Origin of the sequence: Mobilisporobacter senegalensis (genome assembly GCF_003752155.1) — a bacterium.
Lineage (GTDB): Bacteria > Bacillota > Clostridia > Lachnospirales > Lachnospiraceae > Mobilisporobacter > Mobilisporobacter senegalensis.
The window spans coordinates 428,556-446,786 of sequence record NZ_RJVG01000002.1 but is presented as its reverse complement, the minus strand read 5'-3'; the positions used below and the strand labels follow the sequence as shown (position 1 = coordinate 446,786).

Annotated in this window: 17 protein-coding genes; all 17 read right to left on the bottom strand. The window is 34.9% G+C overall.

The features are described 5' to 3' along the window. Positions 1-27 precede the first annotated feature (27 nt). Complete coding sequence (locus EDD66_RS04815) at positions 28-1,962, bottom strand: penicillin-binding transpeptidase domain-containing protein (protein ID WP_123608421.1); 1,935 nt, start codon at positions 1,960-1,962, stop codon at positions 28-30. Positions 1,963-2,063: 101 nt separating this feature from the next. Then, positions 2,064-3,962 (bottom strand): peptidoglycan D,D-transpeptidase FtsI family protein, encoded by a 1,899-nt coding sequence (locus EDD66_RS04810; RefSeq protein WP_243115302.1) that lies wholly within the window; start codon positions 3,960-3,962, stop codon positions 2,064-2,066. A 24-nt stretch (positions 3,963-3,986) separates the two neighbouring features. After that, a complete protein-coding gene (locus tag EDD66_RS04805; protein WP_123608419.1) occupies positions 3,987-4,544 on the bottom strand; it encodes a septum formation initiator family protein in 558 nt (185 codons plus the stop codon). Between the two features lie 29 nt (positions 4,545-4,573). Continuing rightward, on the bottom strand, positions 4,574-5,512 hold the full coding sequence (gene rsmH, locus EDD66_RS04800; RefSeq protein WP_123608418.1) for a 16S rRNA (cytosine(1402)-N(4))-methyltransferase RsmH: 939 nt from the start codon (positions 5,510-5,512) through the stop codon (positions 4,574-4,576). 9 nt (positions 5,513-5,521) lie between these two features. Then, positions 5,522-5,950: a division/cell wall cluster transcriptional repressor MraZ gene (gene mraZ / locus EDD66_RS04795; protein ID WP_123608417.1), complete on the bottom strand. Its 429-nt coding sequence runs from the start codon at positions 5,948-5,950 to the stop codon at positions 5,522-5,524. Between the two features lie 297 nt (positions 5,951-6,247). Next, positions 6,248-7,126 (bottom strand): prolipoprotein diacylglyceryl transferase, encoded by an 879-nt coding sequence (gene lgt / locus EDD66_RS04790; RefSeq protein ID WP_243115301.1) that lies wholly within the window; start codon positions 7,124-7,126, stop codon positions 6,248-6,250. 92 nt (positions 7,127-7,218) lie between these two features. Further along, positions 7,219-8,316 carry a redox-regulated ATPase YchF gene (ychF, locus tag EDD66_RS04785; RefSeq protein ID WP_123608416.1) on the bottom strand — a complete coding sequence of 366 codons (1,098 nt, stop codon included), beginning with the start codon at positions 8,314-8,316 and terminating at the stop codon, positions 7,219-7,221. A gap of 27 nt (positions 8,317-8,343) precedes the next feature. Further along, positions 8,344-9,024 (bottom strand): thiamine diphosphokinase, encoded by a 681-nt coding sequence (locus tag EDD66_RS04780; RefSeq protein WP_123608415.1) that lies wholly within the window; start codon positions 9,022-9,024, stop codon positions 8,344-8,346. 1 nt (position 9,025) lies between these two features. Then, entirely contained in the window at positions 9,026-9,730 is a 705-nt protein-coding gene (locus EDD66_RS04775; protein WP_123608414.1) for a PilZ domain-containing protein, read from the bottom strand. Further along, on the bottom strand, positions 9,720-10,379 hold the full coding sequence (gene rpe, locus EDD66_RS04770) for a ribulose-phosphate 3-epimerase (RefSeq protein WP_123608413.1): 660 nt from the start codon (positions 10,377-10,379) through the stop codon (positions 9,720-9,722). The genes EDD66_RS04775 and rpe overlap by 11 nt, the downstream gene beginning before the upstream one ends. A gap of 1 nt (position 10,380) precedes the next feature. After that, positions 10,381-11,259, bottom strand: coding sequence for a ribosome small subunit-dependent GTPase A (gene rsgA, locus EDD66_RS04765; RefSeq protein WP_123608412.1), 879 nt, complete (start codon positions 11,257-11,259; stop codon positions 10,381-10,383). After that, complete coding sequence (gene pknB, locus EDD66_RS04760; protein ID WP_123608411.1) at positions 11,259-13,301, bottom strand: Stk1 family PASTA domain-containing Ser/Thr kinase; 2,043 nt, start codon at positions 13,299-13,301, stop codon at positions 11,259-11,261. The genes rsgA and pknB overlap by 1 nt, the downstream gene beginning before the upstream one ends. Positions 13,302-13,317: 16 nt before the next feature. Continuing rightward, a complete protein-coding gene (locus EDD66_RS04755; protein ID WP_123608410.1) occupies positions 13,318-14,037 on the bottom strand; it encodes a Stp1/IreP family PP2C-type Ser/Thr phosphatase in 720 nt (239 codons plus the stop codon). A 10-nt stretch (positions 14,038-14,047) separates the two neighbouring features. After that, the gene (gene rlmN / locus EDD66_RS04750; protein WP_123608409.1) at positions 14,048-15,094 is read right to left on the bottom strand and encodes a 23S rRNA (adenine(2503)-C(2))-methyltransferase RlmN; all 1,047 of its coding nucleotides are present in this window, start codon (positions 15,092-15,094) and stop codon (positions 14,048-14,050) included. Positions 15,095-15,108: 14 nt separating this feature from the next. Then, on the bottom strand, positions 15,109-16,464 hold the full coding sequence (gene rsmB, locus EDD66_RS04745; protein ID WP_123608408.1) for a 16S rRNA (cytosine(967)-C(5))-methyltransferase RsmB: 1,356 nt from the start codon (positions 16,462-16,464) through the stop codon (positions 15,109-15,111). After that, positions 16,457-17,155: a zinc metallopeptidase gene (locus tag EDD66_RS04740; protein ID WP_123608407.1), complete on the bottom strand. Its 699-nt coding sequence runs from the start codon at positions 17,153-17,155 to the stop codon at positions 16,457-16,459. The genes rsmB and EDD66_RS04740 overlap by 8 nt, the downstream gene beginning before the upstream one ends. Positions 17,156-17,267: 112 nt before the next feature. Continuing rightward, on the bottom strand, positions 17,268-18,197 hold the full coding sequence (fmt, locus tag EDD66_RS04735; protein WP_123608406.1) for a methionyl-tRNA formyltransferase: 930 nt from the start codon (positions 18,195-18,197) through the stop codon (positions 17,268-17,270). Positions 18,198-18,231: the final 34 nt, after the last annotated feature.

Here is an 18,231-nt window from a genome sequence, read left to right as displayed (position 1 = left end):
CTAATCATATAACTACAATATTATATGTCATTCTAAATATAGAATCAAGTCACTATTTTTGTTAATCTTTTCCCCTGGTAATGGGAATTGTTCTTTCACGACTTCACCTTCACCCAAATAATAAATATATGATATTTCATGTACTTTTTTTAACTCGTTCACTTCTTTTTTGGTTTTGCCAACAAAATTGGGAACTGTAATTTCACCGATATTATATTCTTCCATTTCTTCTTCTGTGTATTTTGCTTCAATGCCAAGGTAAGGCAATATATTATCAAATAATTCTGATATTACAGGCGCTGCAATTGTTCCACCATAATAGATACCAACAGGCTCGTCGATTAAGAGTATTGCAATCACTTGTGGATCGTCTGCCGGCGCAAACCCAAGAAATGAGCTTATATATTTGTTGCTGCTTCTTGGTAATTTTTCAGAAGTTGCTGTTTTTCCCCCAATACGAAAACCTGGAAGATAAGCCCTTATACCACTGCCGTCTGAAACAACTGCTTCAAGCAACATCTTCATTGTATCAGATGTTTCTTTTGAAATGGCATTTTCTCTTGTTTCATATTCTAATTTTTTTACTGCATTGGATTCAGAATTTCTAATCTCTATCCCAAAATGAGGGGTTACTATTGTGCCTCCATTTACTACTGCACTTGCTGCAGTAAGTAATTGTACCGGAGATATTTGAAACGATTGCCCAAATGACATAGTTGCAAGTTCCACTGCACCAATATCCTTCAATTTATGCATGATTGAATTTGCTTCTCCCGGAACATCAATTCCTGTTTTACGAAACAATCCTAATCTTTCATAGTATTTGTACATATTCTTAGGGCCGACTCTAGCCCCTATATCCATAAACACGGGATTACATGAATTTTTAATTCCTTCTACAAAAGTCTCTGTGCCATGTCCCGTTGTTTTATGGCAACGTATTCTTCTATCCTCAACAATTCGAAATCCCGGGCAAGAAAATGTGTCTGTAAGTTTTACTACCTTTTCTTCCAGTGCAGCAGTAGCTGTTACTATTTTAAAAGTAGACCCAGGTTCATAAGTATCGCTAATGCAGGCATTTCTCCACATATTATTTAGAAGCTCATTTTTCTTTTCATCACTTAAATTTTCACTTGTTTCATAATTTAAGTCGTAAGGATTATTTAAGTCAAACTCTGGAACATTTACCATTGCATAAATTTCACCATTCCTGGGATCCATTACAATGATTTTTGCACTCTTTGCTTCCTTCGCTTCCATAACCTTTTTTGCTGCCTGCTCTGCATATTTTTGTATGTTAATATCTATACTTGTGTATAGATCATTTCCTGGTATAGGTTCAATTCTGTCTTCCGCTGCGTTAGGTATTTCTACCCCTCTGGCAGTTGTTAATGTAAGTATTGTTCCATTGGTACCTTTTAGAACCTTATCATAAGCAACTTCTAACCCTATAATTCCCTGATTATCGCTTCCTGTAAAACCAATCACTTTTGATGCTAAAGTTTCATAAGGATAATATCTTTTATAATCTTCATCAACCATTACACCATCCAGAGATAAATTTCGAATAAAATCAGCCGTTTCCTTATCCACATTGGATTTTATTCTTTCTATGGAAGAAACCTTTTCCACTCTTTTTCTTACCGTCTCTTCGCTAACTCCTAAGGCCATAGATAATTCGCTTATTACACGCTCTGGATCAGTAATCTGATTGTGGATAACTGAAATGGTGCTAACTGGTTTGTTTCCGGCAATTTTAACTCCATTTGCATCATATATATTACCTCTGGGAGCTTTGATAGGACGTTCCCTTTCATGAATTTCTCTGGCTCTTTCAGCATAATATTCTGATTTAAATATCATAAGATAACTTAATCTGCCGATCAGGCAAATGATTACGATTGCAATCATAACCACTACAAATAATATACTTCTACGATTATATGTTTTATTTCTAACCATAAATATCCTAATAAGTTTGATTATTTTATTTTATTACTAATATGCATCAGATATGAGTGGTTATCTTAATTATTAACGATTTGTTAGGTTATATACGAAAATTATTCCTCTGTGGTTTCTTCCTCCACCACATTTTCATGAGATTCTACATTATTATCTTCCTCAGATTTCTCTTTCGTAGGATAAATATTCAGAAATGGAAGTATTTTTTCCATAATGCGGCTGGCCATTTTTGTTGCAATAGAACTATCGGCCTGAAACTCAACATTGGGTTCTTCTACAATTACATAGATCACCATGGTCGGGTTTTCAACCGGAGCAAAACCTAAGAAGGACACTAAATATTTATCATTGCCTCTGGGGATTGTTTCTGCAGTACCAGTTTTACCGCCAATTTCATATCCTGACACTTGAGCACCCTTTGCAGTTCCGTTTTCTACAGTTTGATACATATATTCTTTTAAAATATCTGATGTTTTTTTAGATATGGTTTCTTTCACTAAAGTTCCTTCAATATTATTAACAATGGCTCCGCTCTCATTTTGGATCTGTTTTACAACATGTGGCTGGTAATAAGAGCCGCCATTTATAAGGGATGAAAAAGCACTTGCCATCTGAACCATGGTAACAGCTTCTCCCTGTCCAAAACTACTGGTTGCCAGTTCAATGGGATTTAATTTTTCTTTTGAAAAAATCAATCCTGTTGTTTCTCCAGGAAGGTCGATTCCAGTCTTTTTTCCAAACCCAAAAATCTCCTGATATTTGCTGAAAGTATTCTTACCTGCCTTTTTTGCTATCTGCATTAATGCATCATTACATGAAAACATCATTGCTTCTTCTAAAGTTATCTGTCCGTGTCCTGTTCTTTTACTGCAATTAATTGTAACTCCAAGTACTTCTTCATGACCATCGCAGTAATAGGTTTCACTTCCGTTTAAAACAGCTTCCTCAAAGCTTCCCGCCATAGTAAAAGGTTTGAATGTGGAACCTGGTTCATAGGCATCACTAATGGTAAAATTTCTCCAGATTTCATTTAATAACTTTAGTTTTTCTTCCTCATTCATATCTGCTATTTCACTTTTAGAATAGAATTTATCTAAATCTCTCGGATTATTTAAATCATAAGATGGATTAGAAGCCATTGCTAAAATTTCCCCATTCTGGGGATTCATCACCAGTACTGCCGTATTTTTGCTCCCGACATCTTTATTATATTTCTTGATTTCTTTTTCAATCATATCCTGAACATTAGCGTCTATCGTTGATACGATTGTATTTCCATTCTTCGCTGGTTTTACCGTTCTTTCCAGTTTTAGCTGACTGTCAAAATATCCATATTCACGGCCATTCGATCCATTTAATTCTTCATTATAATATTCTTCAATGCCCCAGTTTCCAACATTACCTTTTGATGTGAATCCTATGATATCACTTGCAACTGTATTTAATGGATATCTGCGCACATATTCTTCTTCAAACCAGATCCCTTTAATATTGTTTCCTACTCCATCTTTATCTTCTTTCAATTTATTTACATACTCATTATAAGAATCAACTTTCTCATAGGAAAGTTCTTTTTGTAAGATATAATATCTTTTTTCTTTTTTTTCATTTAATAGATCTATAATTTCTTCTCTGTTGGCACCAAAACATTCCACTAATGCCTGTATTGTAGGTTCTTTGTATTTTTGTACTTCTTCTTCCTCTACTTTTACTTTTTCCAGAATTTGTTTTGGGTCTAACACAAGATTGTAGACCTTCTCACTTCTTGCTAATACAGTTCCCTTCCTGTCTATAATGTCTCCCCGTTTAAAGGGAACGACATTACTCACATATGTCTGTTGTGATAAAACTCTTTTCGCATATCTGTCTCCATCTTTATTGGTAAGATAAATTAGTCTACCAATTAATACCACAAAAATTACTATAACAACGCAAAAAACAAGCAATACACTTGCTTGCATTTTTGACGTAAACTTCCTTATTTTTTTTTCTTTCATCTGATTCCTCATAATAACACCTGCTTACTTTTCCAATATCTTATTCAATAAACTATTCTTTTCCACTTCAGGAATTTCTGCATATTTTCTGGCATAATCGCTTGCAGCTTTCTCATATGTAATAATATGGTCTCTGCCCGCATGCACCATTCCCAGTTCTTTAGTCGCTACTTTATAGATATAAGTCAAATCAACGGTTGTATTAATTCTTTGAAGTGTTGTATTATTGTCATTTTGCAATGAAACCAATTCACTCTCTAATCTGGCAGTTTCCTTGCTCATACTTGTTATCTCTGACTGCACCTGTAGATAACTTACACATACATATAGGGTAACAATAATTGCTGCAGAAAGTACTAATAAAGATCCAAGATCGATTTCTTGAATATAACCGGCTCTTTTAGCTCGTCCTCTTTTTTTGCCGGAAGCTTCTTCCCTTCTTTTTAGCTCTCTGAACTCTTCTTTGGTCAGAGGTTCCCTTTTGATAGGACGCATTTCTTCTCTAGACGGCGCAGTGTTTATTTTTCTAACCGTACTTCCATAAACATATTCAGTTTTATTGGATTTTCTAGATGATTCCATGCTTTCCCCTCTTTTCAATAAAACATATACTATACTGTTCTTTCAAAAACTCTTAATTTTGAACTCTTTGATCTTTTATTATTGATCATTTCCTCCTCTGAAGGAATGATTGGTTTCTTCGTGATTGCTTTACCCTTAGATACCTTCCCACATACACACACTGGAAAACCAGGCGGGCAGGTACATGGATCTTCTAAATTACGAAAGATACTTTTTACAATTCTATCTTCCAGTGAATGGAAAGTTATAATACATATTCTTCCTTTATCACTCAGCAGATCTACCATATCGTTTAATGTATTATTAAGAACTTCTAATTCTTTGTTAAGTTCAATTCTTATTGCTTGAAAAGTTTTCTTGGCCGGATGCCCTGTGGCCATTCTTAATTTCATTGGTATTGCTGCTTTAATTGCTTCCGTAAGTTCGTCAGTCGTTTCAATTTCTTTCTCATTACGAACTCTTACGATATGCTTTGCAATATTCTTGGCAAACTTATCTTCTCCATAATCTCTGATGATACGATAGAGATCATATTCAGAATATTGATTCACAATATCTTTGGCAGTCATATCATTTCTTGTATCCATTCTCATGTCAAGGGGAGCATTTGCCTTATAAGAGAAACCTCTTTCCAAAGTATCCAGCTGATAAGAGGAAACCCCTAAATCCAGAACAATGCCATCTACTTTATCAATCCCTAAATTATATAAAACTTGCTTCATATCAGAATAGTTGCTTCTTACAATCGTAACCTTGTCCTTAAAATCAGCAAGTTTCTCGCTGCTTGCCTCTATAGCTGCACTATCCTGATCAATGCCGATAAATCTTCCATTCTCTCCAAGTCTTTTGCATACTTCATAAGCATGTCCAGCTCCACCTAAAGTTCCATCCACATATATTCCATTTTCTTTTATATTAAGATTTTCTATTGTTTCTTCTAATAATACTGATTTGTGCTGAAAGTTCATTGTTTCCTCCTAAAAGCTAAGTCCGAAATCAGACATGTGTTCCGCAATTTCGTCCATATTGTCATAGTTATTATTAACATCCCAACGTTCTTTACTCCATATTTCTATTTTGCTTAAAACTCCAACAAATATGATATCTTTTTCAAGTCCGGCATGTTCTCTTAATTTTTGCGGAATTAAAATTCTACCCTGCTTGTCTACTTCACAATTTGCTGCGCCTGCCATAAAGTAACGTTGTAATTGTCTTGCTTCTTTATTTCCTGGAAGTTTCTTTAACTCTACAATAAACTTTTGCCATTCTTCATTAGGGTACACAAAAAGACACCCGTCCAAACCTAGCGTCACAACGAATTCATCGCCTAATGATTCTCTAAATTTAGCTGGCACGATTATTCTGCCTTTGGTATCAATTGAATGATTATACTCACCCATGAACAATGACTTCACCTTCATTTCAAATGGTGTTGATGATTTATTCACCACTTTCTATCTAATGTCTACCACTTTCCACCACTTTGTACCACTTATGATGCTATTTTAACTTATTTTTGGGAATTGCACAAGCCTTTCATTAAAAAAAAGCATGAACTATAGGTTGCTATAATTCATGCTTTTTTTACAATTTCAACATATTGTACTAATATTTAATTTTTAATTTGTTTCACAACTATATATAGTTGCAATTATTTTCTTGTAAATTTATAGGCATTTTGTCCTAGTTTTCCATTACTGTATTTATATTCCTGTTCTAACAGGATTTGCTGCTCTTTTACGTTTCACAATTATAATAATTACCGATACCACCGCTAATATAATTGATAAGATTTGAGAAACAGCCAGATTAGTACCCCAAAGTAATAATTGATCCGTTCTTAAGCCTTCAATCCAGAATCTTCCCAGTCCATATCCTGCAAAATATAGCAGAATCAGTTCACCATCAAATTTTTTCTTCTTTGTATATAAAAGAATTAATATTAGGACGATCAGATTCCATAAAGATTCATATAAAAAAGTAGGGTGGACCTGAATGTACTCTGTTCCATTGATATTAATTACATGCTGTAGAATATCATCTGTAATATTATAAGAAGCAACATCTGATTTCTTTAACTGCATTGCAAATATATTATCAGTGTAACCACCAAATGCTTCTCTGTTAAAGAAATTTCCCCATCTTCCTATGATTTGTCCGGTTAACAGGCCCACACATCCTGTATCTGCTAATAGCCAAAATGATATCTTTTTAATTTTTGAATACACGATAGCGGTAAGGACAGCGGCTATTACACCGCCATATATTGCAAGTCCGCCTCCTCTGGTGTTAAATACAGAGAGCAAATCACCCCTATATTCATCCCATGCAAAGATAACATAATATACTCTCGCACCAATTACGGATAAAACAATGGCATAAAGTGCAAAATCAAGAATCAAATCTTTATCCAGGCCCGTTCTTTTGGCCTGCCATTCAGCAACAAGGTACCCAATTAACATACCTAACGCAATAATCATTCCATAATAAGCAATAGGAAATCCAAAAAAATCAATACCTGTACCTACATCGTACAGTTCAATTCCAAGTCCAGGGAATCTGATACTCATGTTTAAAAACATAATCTTTCCACTTCCTTTATTTTGTTAGCAAGACCCAAGCGAACATGCAGGCATGTCCATTTAAGTCTTAGATTTTCAACTTTCTGCACTTCTTATACATTAAAACGGAATAATATTACATCTCCATCTTGGACAATATATTCTTTACCTTCTGAGCGTACAAGACCTTTATCCTTTGCAGCATTATAGCTTCCGCATTCAACAAGATTCTCATAATTTACAACTTCTGCCCGTATAAATCCTCTTTCAAAATCAGTATGGATTTTACCGGCAGCACCAGGTGCTTTTGTTCCTTTTGTAATTGTCCAGGCCCTGGTTTCCTGTGGACCTGCAGTAAGGTAACTAATTAATCCTAATAATTTATAACTTGCACGAATTAATTTCTCGAGACCAGATTCTGACAGACCTAAATCTTCTAAAAACATCTTCTTCTCATCTTCATCTAATTCCGCAATTTCCTGTTCAATCTGGGCACAAATTACAAACACTTCAGAGCCTTCATTCTTGGCAAATTCCCTAACCTTGGCTACTTCACTGTTATTCACGCCGTCATCCATTAAGTCATCTTCTTTTACATTTGCAGCGTAAATCACAGGTTTATACGTTAAAAGGTTATATCCTTTTAATATTGCTTCTTCGTCATCATCCTCAGTTTCATAACCAATTGCTAATTTCCCTTCTTCCAGGTGTGCCTTTAATCGCTTAAGCAAATCCGCTTCTTTTGCCATGTCCTTATCTCTGGCAGCACCTTTTCCCACTTTACCAATTCTACGATCAAGAATTTCCATATCAGAAAATATTAATTCCAGATTAATAGTCTCAATATCCCGAAGTGGGTCAATGGAACCATCAACGTGTATGATATTACTATCTTCAAAGCATCTTACCACATGTACAATAGCATCCACTTCTCTTATGTTAGATAAAAACTGATTCCCCAGCCCTTCCCCTTTGGATGCTCCTTTTACTAATCCGGCAATATCTACAAACTCAATTGCCGCCGGAACGATTTTTTCAGAATCATATAATTTACCCAGTACCTGTAACCTTTCATCAGGAACAGGTACAATTCCTATATTAGGATCAATAGTACAGAATGGATAATTTGCTGATTCTGCACCTGCCTTTGTTAAAGAATTAAATAATGTACTTTTTCCTACGTTTGGTAATCCCACTATGCCTAGTTTCATCTGTGTGTCTTCCTCTCTATTCTCCACTTAATCTTTTGATTCAGCCGCAATTAATATACCTTCTTTGATTTCAATAAAGGCAATCTTATCGGATACTTCATTACTTATCCCAAGACTATCACCAATCTGCAGATCTTTTTCCTTAAGGGGATATTTAAATCCTTTTAAGGTTACTCCTATTACTTCCTCTGTAAGTGGAAGTAATGAAAAATATGTCCCGAATAATTTTTCTCTTTCAATTCTAGTATTTGAATCTATCAGATAAATTTTATTATTGGCATCGATAATTGACGCTCTAACCTTCTGTTTTAAAGGTATTAATAATAAATTTATATTTCCAATCAAATGATCAATCCTCGTCCCTGTGGCTCCAAGAATGATAAGTTCTGTGGCTCCAATGGATATTGCAAGCTCTATCCCAATCTGGGTATCCGTATAATCTTTATGGGAAGGATATTCTTTAATAATTGGTTTTTTTCCGTTCTTTAAAACAGCGCCTTCAAGATATTTATCCAGCACATGTTTTGATACCGAATCAAAATCACCGACTATATAATCTGGAAAAATATCAAGCCTGGCTACCTGGTTAAGTCCAGAATCTGCACCAATTATTATGTCAAATTGGTTCTTATTAAGATACTCTTCAACAAAACTCATCTCAATGGTTCCGCCTGTAATAAGCAGAACTTTTTTCTCTATATCCGCCATACTAACCTTTCATATTACCTAGTCTTTTTCTTTGCAATGTATATATATATTTTACTAAGTTCTTACTTGTTGTTGTAAATATACACCCATAGAAATTTTGATACAATCCATGGGACTCCCTGGTTGTTCTAACAACTTCTGCCTTACACTTTAGCATACCAAAAGGAGTATCCAAAATAAATTCCAGTTCATCCCCTATATTGAATACATTATTTGAGAAAATTCCCACACCATTTTCACTTAAATCTTTTATGAAGCCCAGGCAATGCTTCGTCTCATATTCAATTTCACCAATTAATGTATCTTCCTCATATTCAGAATCTTCTGTCTTTTTTTCTACAAGATTCATTACATAATAAGTTAACGTAATGTCTTCACCCATAAATACACGAAAAGCATTACGCCTATTAAATTTTTCTCCCTCAGAACTTCCTGTTAACGTAAAATGATGCACTCTGCTTCCATCTAATATGATAACTTTTGCTCTTAAGTTTTTCCATCTCCATAGCTGATGATTGATCCGATAGATTATCTCAATTTTATCGGTATCCTGAAAATGAAATACTTTTGTGCGATTTGCTATCAACGAAATACTAAAATTATCTTCATTCACATCTTCCAGCTTACTTACCAAACGATACTTATATCCTGAGCGGTAAACAAAAATCTCAATTGACTTTCCAACCTGCATTTCATTAAGAAACACTATTCAGTTCCCTCCTAAATTGGTTCATGTTACTTTCTACATCACCTGAAAAAATTGATGTACCCGCAACAATAACATTGGCACCTGCTTTTAGAATCTCTCCCACATTGCCCAGATTAATTCCACCATCCACTTCAATGTCAACAGATAGTCCTTTTGCTACAATACAATTTCTTAATTCTTTAATTTTATCAATAGAAAAAGGAATAAAACTTTGTCCTCCAAACCCTGGATTCACACTCATGATCAATACCATGTCAACTTCACTTAAGATATAGTCAAGTGAAGAAAGTGGTGTAGAAGGGTTGAGGGAAACACCGGCTTTTACTCCTAATTCCTTAATACGAGATACCGTTCTGTGTAAATGTTTGCAAGCCTCCACATGAACAGTAATAATATCTGCTCCTGCTTTTACAAACTCTTCAATATATCTTGTTGGATCTTCGATCATTAAGTGTACATCCAAAATTTTATTTGTAATTTCCCGAACTCCTTTTACAATTGGAATTCCGTAAGATATGCTCGGAACAAACATCCCATCCATTACATCAATATGAATATACTCTGCCCCTAATTGATCCACTGTTCTTACTTCTTCACCAAGTTTTGTAATATCTGCTGCTAAAATAGATGGGGCTATAACATTCATTTTAATATCTCCTTTGATTCTTCAATTCATTGTATAATAATGTATAGTTCTCATATCTGATCGTACTTATCTTCCCTGACTGGAGCGCTTCTTTTACTGCACAATCTGGTTCATTAATATGAACACATCCCTGAAACCTGCATTGTTCTTCATATTCTGCAAATTCTAAAAAATAATTTTTCAGTTCATCCTTATCGAAGTTATTCACAAAGAGGGAACTGAATCCAGGGGTATCCATGATGTATGTTGAATCTCCACCATGAAAAAGTTCTGAGTGCCTTGTTGTATGCTTACCTCTTTTAATCTTTTCACTAATACTTCCGGTCTCCATATTAGCACCAGGTAATACTTCATTAATAATAGATGATTTTCCCACACCGGAAGGACCGGCAAGAACTGTAGTTTTTCCTTTTAGCAACTGTTCAATCTGCCCAATTCCTGATTTTTGCAAAACACTGGTAAATATAACTTGATAACCACATTTTTTATATGTTTCTCCTAAAAGGTATAACTCATGTTCTGAAGCTATATCCATTTTATTAAAACACACGATTGCATCAACTTCTTGTTTCGTCATCATAATTAAAAAGCGGTCCAGAAGATTTAAATTAGGAGCCGGCTGTGTAATTGCAAATATTACTAAAGCCTGGTCCACATTAGACACTGCCGGACGAATAAGTTCATTCATCCGTGGCAGTATCTTAGTTACATTTCCTTTTTTATTCTCTTCATCAATAATGTCAAATTCCACATTATCTCCTACTAAAGGTTTCATCTTCTGATTACGAAAGGCTCCTTTAGCTTTGCATTCATATACACCATAACCTTGCCTATGAATATAGTAAAAGCCTGCTACACCTTTAATAATCTTTCCTACCATTATTTTTCCACCTTAGTAAAATTTATTGTCCATTGGCCTGGTAATCTTTCACCATCCAGATACATTCTGATTTCTCCATCGGATTCACTGTTACCTATTATTTGCTTCGTTAATGGGAAATCATCATAAGTTAATACACTTTCATAAACATTGGTCTGCTCTCCGTCCTGTGTCAGTTCAAGTGTAATAACACCTTCTTCATCTTCTGAAATAAAAGGATTATCAGTGATTGTCACACTGCCTTTGTATACATATTCTTTTGCTTTCGGTCCTTTACTTACAGTAAAATCAACTGCAGTTCCTTCTTCTACTTCTTTATTTACTGAATAGCTCTGTGTAATTACAAATCCTTCTTTTACTTCATCTGAATTCTTATAACTTATATTTCCGGCAGTTAATCCCTGATCTTTTAATTTTTGAATTGCTTTCTCTTCTGAAAGATTTCTTAAATCAGGAACAAGCTTCATTACCTTTTCTTTTCCACTGCTTAAGATAATTGTAACTGTATCGCCTTCTTTTACTGCTGTTCCTCTTTCAGGATTTGTTCTGATAACTCTTCCCTGGTCTACCGTATCACTAAATTCAAATTCATGTTTCACGACTAATTTTGCCTCTTCCAGGATAGTGATTGCTTCTTCATCCAGTCTGTTGTATACATCCGGTACCTCAAAAGCTTTTGGTCCATCGCTTACTGTTAATATAAGTACGTCTCCAGCTTTAATTTCATTCCCCGGCAAAATGGATTGTTCCATGACAATATCTTTTTCTATTACATCTGAATACTGATATTCATATTTATAACCAATATTCTGGTCTCTTAAAATATCAATTGCATCTTCTAATTTTTTACCAGTTACTTCAGGTGCAGTCACTGCTTCTGTCGTCTCTCCCACTTCTTCCGTAACCTCAGATGGGTCACCTTTCTTTTCAGTACCTCCCAATTTGAAAAGACCAAAAGTTTTACCAACTAAAAATATAATGATCAAGCACAGAATTACTGCTGCTACAATACTTCCGGTCACCATGATCTTCTCCAGTTTTGGATCTACTTCAGACTCTTCCTCTTCTCCGTCTTCCGTATTTCCTTTTATTATTTTCGTAGTATCTCCTACTCTGGAATTTATTTTTGACTCATTTTTTATATGTCTTACTTCTTCGTCACTCAGATTAATTGTAGGTGAATCACTAATGATTGCTGCAGGTATCTTTACAAAGTCTCCATTGGGATTTGTAATGGAACGCTTTAAATCAATAATTAAATCATGTGCAGATAAGTATCTTCTTTCCGGTTTTTTCTGCATACATTTTTGAACAATATTTTCAACACTGATAGGAATACTTGGTTCAAGTTCACGTAGTGGTGTTGCTTCTTCCTGAATATGAAGAAGAGCAACTGATACAGAATTGTCCCCAACAAAAGGAACTCGTCCAGAAAGCATTTCATATAAAGTTACACCTAACGAATAAATGTCGCTCTTTTCATCACTGTATCCTCCTCTTGCCTGTTCCGGTGAGATATAATGAACAGATCCCATAGTATTGGATGATATGGTATTTGAAGATGCAGCTTTTGCAATTCCAAAGTCTGTAACTTTAACCTTGCCTTCTCTGGAAATAATAATATTCTGGGGCTTAATATCTCTATGAATGATATGATTATCATGAGCAGCTTCCATCCCTTGTGCAATTTGAATCCCGATGCCTACTGCTTCCTTAATTTCTAATTTACCTTTTCTTTCAATAAAATTCTTAAGAGTAATTCCTTCTACTAATTCCATTACAATATAATGCAGGCCTGCTTCCTCTCCAACATCATATACATTAACAATATTAGGATGAGATAAGCCTGCTACCGATTGAGCTTCCGCTCTGAATTTTGATACAAAACTTTTGTCATCACTATATTCAGGTTTTAATATTTTAATTGCTACAAATCGATTCAGACGATGGCATTTTGCTTTATAAACATCTGCCATTCCACCTGTTCCAACCTTATCAATTATTTCATATCTTTCACTTATAAACATACCTGGTTTTACCATATTTCTCACCTCTCATTTATTCTCGAATAAGTATAATTGCAATATTATCTTTGCCGCCATATCCATTTGCTCTCTCGATTAATTTATTGCCAATTAACTCAATCTCAGAATATTCATTCACTATGTCCATGATTTCCTCATCATCCATCATATTCGAAAGACCATCAGAGCACATAAGTATCGTATCCCCTTGTTTCAAGGAAACCTCAAAATAATCCGGAGAAACATATTTATTAGATCCTACTGCTCTGGTTATCACATTTTTATTTGGATGGAACCTAGCTTCTTTTCTCGGTAATTCTCCTGTTTTAATCATTTCTTCCACCAGTGAATGGTCTTCAGTTATCTGCTTGATCTCACTATTTATTACGTAGAGTCTGGAGTCTCCTATATTCGCCACATACATCGTATCATTAAAAATTGTGGCGACTACCAAAGTGGTGCCCATCCCATCTAATTCACTTTGCTCTTCTGCTTTTGACAAAAGTTCTTCATTGGCAGTTTTAATAGCATCCTCTAAAATACCAACTGGAGTCTTTCTTTTACTTTCCTTTATTTGCTTCGTAACTGTATCAACACAAAATCTAGATGCAAAATCGCCCGCTTTATGCCCACCCATTCCATCTGCAACAATAAACAGGTTAGGCAAATTTCCTATTGGATTATCTTCACAGTATATATAATCTTGATTTACGGTCCTTTCTTTTCCGACATCTGTAATAGAAAAAGATTTCATCCTTTCCCTCCTATTCCGAAAAATGATCGTCCATATAGCTCTTTCTTAATTGACCACAGGCGGCATCAATATCTGCTCCCATTTCTCTTCTTATAGTAACATTTATTCTGTATTTTTCAAGTATATTTTTGAAATTCTGTATAAACTTAGCATCGGAATGCTTGTAATTTCGCTCTTTTATAGGATTTACAGGAATCAGATTTATATGGCAGTTCAATCCCTTAACCAGTCTTGCTAATTCCATCCCATTTTCTTCACTATCATTTATACCTTCCACTAAACTGTATTCAAAAGTCAGTCTTCTTCCTGTTTCCTCATAATAATAATGACAGGCCTCCATTAATGTTTTTATGTCATATTGATTTGCTACCGGCATAAGTTCCCTTCTGACAGAATCATTTGGTGCATGTAGTGATATAGCAAGAGTAATAGCAAGATCGGCCTTAGCAAGTTCTTTTATTTTAGGCACTAATCCACAAGTAGATACCGTAATATTTCTCTGGCTGATATTTAGCCCATATTCATCGGTTAGTATCTGAATGAATTGAATTAGATTGTCGTAATTATCAAGGGGTTCTCCAGTACCCATAACAACTACATTGGATACCCTTTCTTTCGATATCTTTTGAATTTTATATATCTGGTCCAACATCTCAGAAGAAGTTAAATTCCTCTCAAGTCCTCCAATAGTAGATGCACAGAATTTACATCCCATTCTGCATCCAACCTGGGAAGAGATGCACACAGAATTCCCATGCTTATACTTCATTAATACACTTTCGATAACTCTGTTATCCTTTAGCATGAACAGATATTTTCTTGTACCATCATCACTTGATATTCTCTCATCTACAATTTTTAGTGAAGTAAGTTCATATTTCTCATTTAGTTTTTCTCTTAAATCTTTTGATAAGTTTGTCATCTCATCAAAATCATCTACTAATTTCACATGGATCCAATCGTAAATCTGTTTTGCACGAAAAGCTTTATCTCCCAGAGAAATTATTTCTTCTTTCAGTTCATCGAAATTCAAGGATTTAATATCTATCTTTTCCATTATAATATCCTCTTCTATTTATCTTTTCTTAGCTTTGCAAGAAAAAATCCATCTGTATCATGAATCCCCGGAAGAAATTGAAGATATCCTTCCTTTGTCGTATTACATCTTAAGGATTCTGGCAGGTACTCATCTATGGATTCCAAGCTAAAATTATATTTATCCATAAACCACTTCACGTTGTTTATGTTTTCATCTTTATTCACAGTACAGGTACTATATATTAAAATACCGCCTTTTTTTACATATTGCCAAACAATATCTAAAATATCTCTTTGTAATTTTACTAAATCTTTTTGTTTTTCTGGTGTCATCTTATATTTTATATCCGCTTTTTTACCAAAAACTCCAAGTCCGGAACATGGTAAGTCAGCAAATACAATATCTGCTTTTTCCAAACTGTCTTTATCATACGCTAAAGCATCAACAATTTCTGCTTTTACATTGCTATAAGCTAATCTATGAATATTGTCCTCAATTAATGACACCTTATATTCTGTCAGATCTCTTGCCATTATAATCCCGGTTGATTGCAATTTATCGGCTGCATGGAGGCTTTTCCCGCCTGGAGCTGCACAAACGTCAATAATAGTATTGCCTTTTTCAATTCCTGCTACTTCTGCTACAAACATGGAGCTTTCATCCTGAATCTGGAAAAAACCCTGCTCAAACGCAGGAATATCATTCATATAGTTGATTCCAGAAATACGGTATGCATATGGCAAATAAGGACTGTCTGTCACTGTAATACCGTTGTCCAATAATATTTCTTTCAATTTTAACGGTTCTGTTTTTGTAAGATTACAGCGAATAGAAACTTCTCTTTCCCTCATGGAATCTCTCAACATCTTTTTCACTGCTTCGTAATCATAATCATTCAGCCAGTTGTTTATGATCCATCCAGGAGTAGAATATAATACGCTTAAATATTTTACCGGCTCCTTGGTTTCGTCGGGGTATTTAATATTGTCTTTATTCCTGCTGATGTTGCGAAGGATTCCATTCACGAACCCTTTTAGATTATAAAAGCCCTTTTTCTCTGCAAGTTTTACTGCTTCATTACAGGCAGCACTTACCGGTACAGAATCCATAAACAGTATCTGATAAACACCCATTCTCAGGATGTTACGAATCACCGGCTTCATCTTACCAACCTTAACCTTTGAAAATTGATCTAATACATAATCTAAATGCAATAATCGTTCAATGGTACCTTCGGATAATCTGGTCAGAAATGCTCTGTCCTGTTTTTCAAGGTATTGATATTTTTTAAGAGTATTATTAATTACCTGATGGCTGTATTCGTTATTCTCGGCAACATCAATTAAAATCCCTAAAACTAATTCTCTGATAGGTGCCGCCTTAGTCACGATCTCTTCCTCCAAATAATAAGACTAATCTAAGTAACTGTAAAATAGATGCTGCTGCCCCTGCAACATAAGTTAATGCTGCTGCACTTAACACTTTTTTAGTCCCTCTAAGTTCATCCTCACCCAGAATTCCAGTATCATCTAAAATCCTTACAGCTCTGCTGGAAGCATTGAACTCTACTGGAAGAGTAATGATCTGAAATGCTACCGCTGCGGAAAAAAGTAAGATTCCAAATGTAATTAATGTTTGTGAACCCACTAAGAATGCACCTATAAGAATAATAGGCAAGGCTATGGAAGATCCGAAATTAGCCACTGGAACGATCGCACCTCTAAGTTTTAATGGTACATAGCCCTGATCATGTTGAATCGCATGGCCACATTCATGAGCTGCTACACCAATGGCCGCTACTGAAGTTTTGTTGTATACGGAATCTGACAAACGTAATGTTTTACTTCTTGGATCATAGTGGTCGTTTAAATTACCAGATATTCTCTCAACACTTACATCATAGATACCTGCATTTTGTAATATCCTCTCAGCAGTCTGTGCTCCAGTTAAGCCGCTCATACTGCGTACTTTTGAATATTTTGCAAACGTTGTTTTTACTCTGCCTGATGCTAATAAACATAGCACCATACCGATAAGAACTAAGTAAAAATATGGATCATAATAATATGGAAAATACATAATTCAACCTTCTTTCTATACTAATGTATAATAAATGCTTTTTGCCATAAAGAAAACATTTTGTGGATCATAAGCAAATTCACCTCATACTATGTAAATTCACTTTCATATATTATCCCAAAATTGTTCCTATATCAATCTTATATCCTCTTAAAAATTCATCTGTTTTCATCCGCTTTTTCCCTTCCAGCTGCAATTCCAGAATGGAAAGTGCATCTTTTCCGGTAAGTACAATGATTTCTTCTTTGGTAAGATCAATGATTTCCCCTGGTCTTCCATTGAAATTACCTTCCACAACCCTGGCTCTCCATACTTTTAAGGTTTTATCCTCCAGAGAAGTATATGCGCTTGGCCAAGGATTCAGTCCCCTGATCAATCGTTCAATCTCCCCAGCGGATTTATTAAAATCAATTTGTCCCAAAGCTTTATCAAGCATTTTAACATAATTAGACTTGCTATCATCCTGTTTGATTCTATCTACCGTACCATCCTCTAATCTTTTCAATGTTTCTACTAATAGCTTCCCACCTATTTGAGATAATTTATCATGAAGACTTCCACCAGTCTCATCATTATCAATGGAAACTTCTTCTTGTAATAACATATCACCAGTATCAATACCTACATCCATATACATTGTAGTAATACCCGTTACTTTTTCTCCACCAATGATGGACCATTGAATTGGGGCTGCTCCTCTATATTTAGGTAACAAGGATGCATGAACATTAATACATCCATACTTTGGCAGATCCAATATCGCTTTTGGAAGTATCTGGCCAAATGCTACGACTACAATGACATCTGGTTCCAGTTCTTTTAATATCTCAATAAAAGATTCTTCTCTTGCTTTCACTGGTTGATAAACTGGAATATTATATTCTAATGCTTTCTCTTTCACTGGTGGATAAGCTACTGATTTTCCTCTTCCTTTTGGTTTATCCGGCTGGGTAACAACTGCAATTACTTCATGACCTGCTTTCATAATCTCTTCAAGTGTTGAAACTGAAAAATCTGGTGTTCCCATAAATACTACTTTCATAGGCATCTCCTAACTTTTACTTATTTTTTATAGG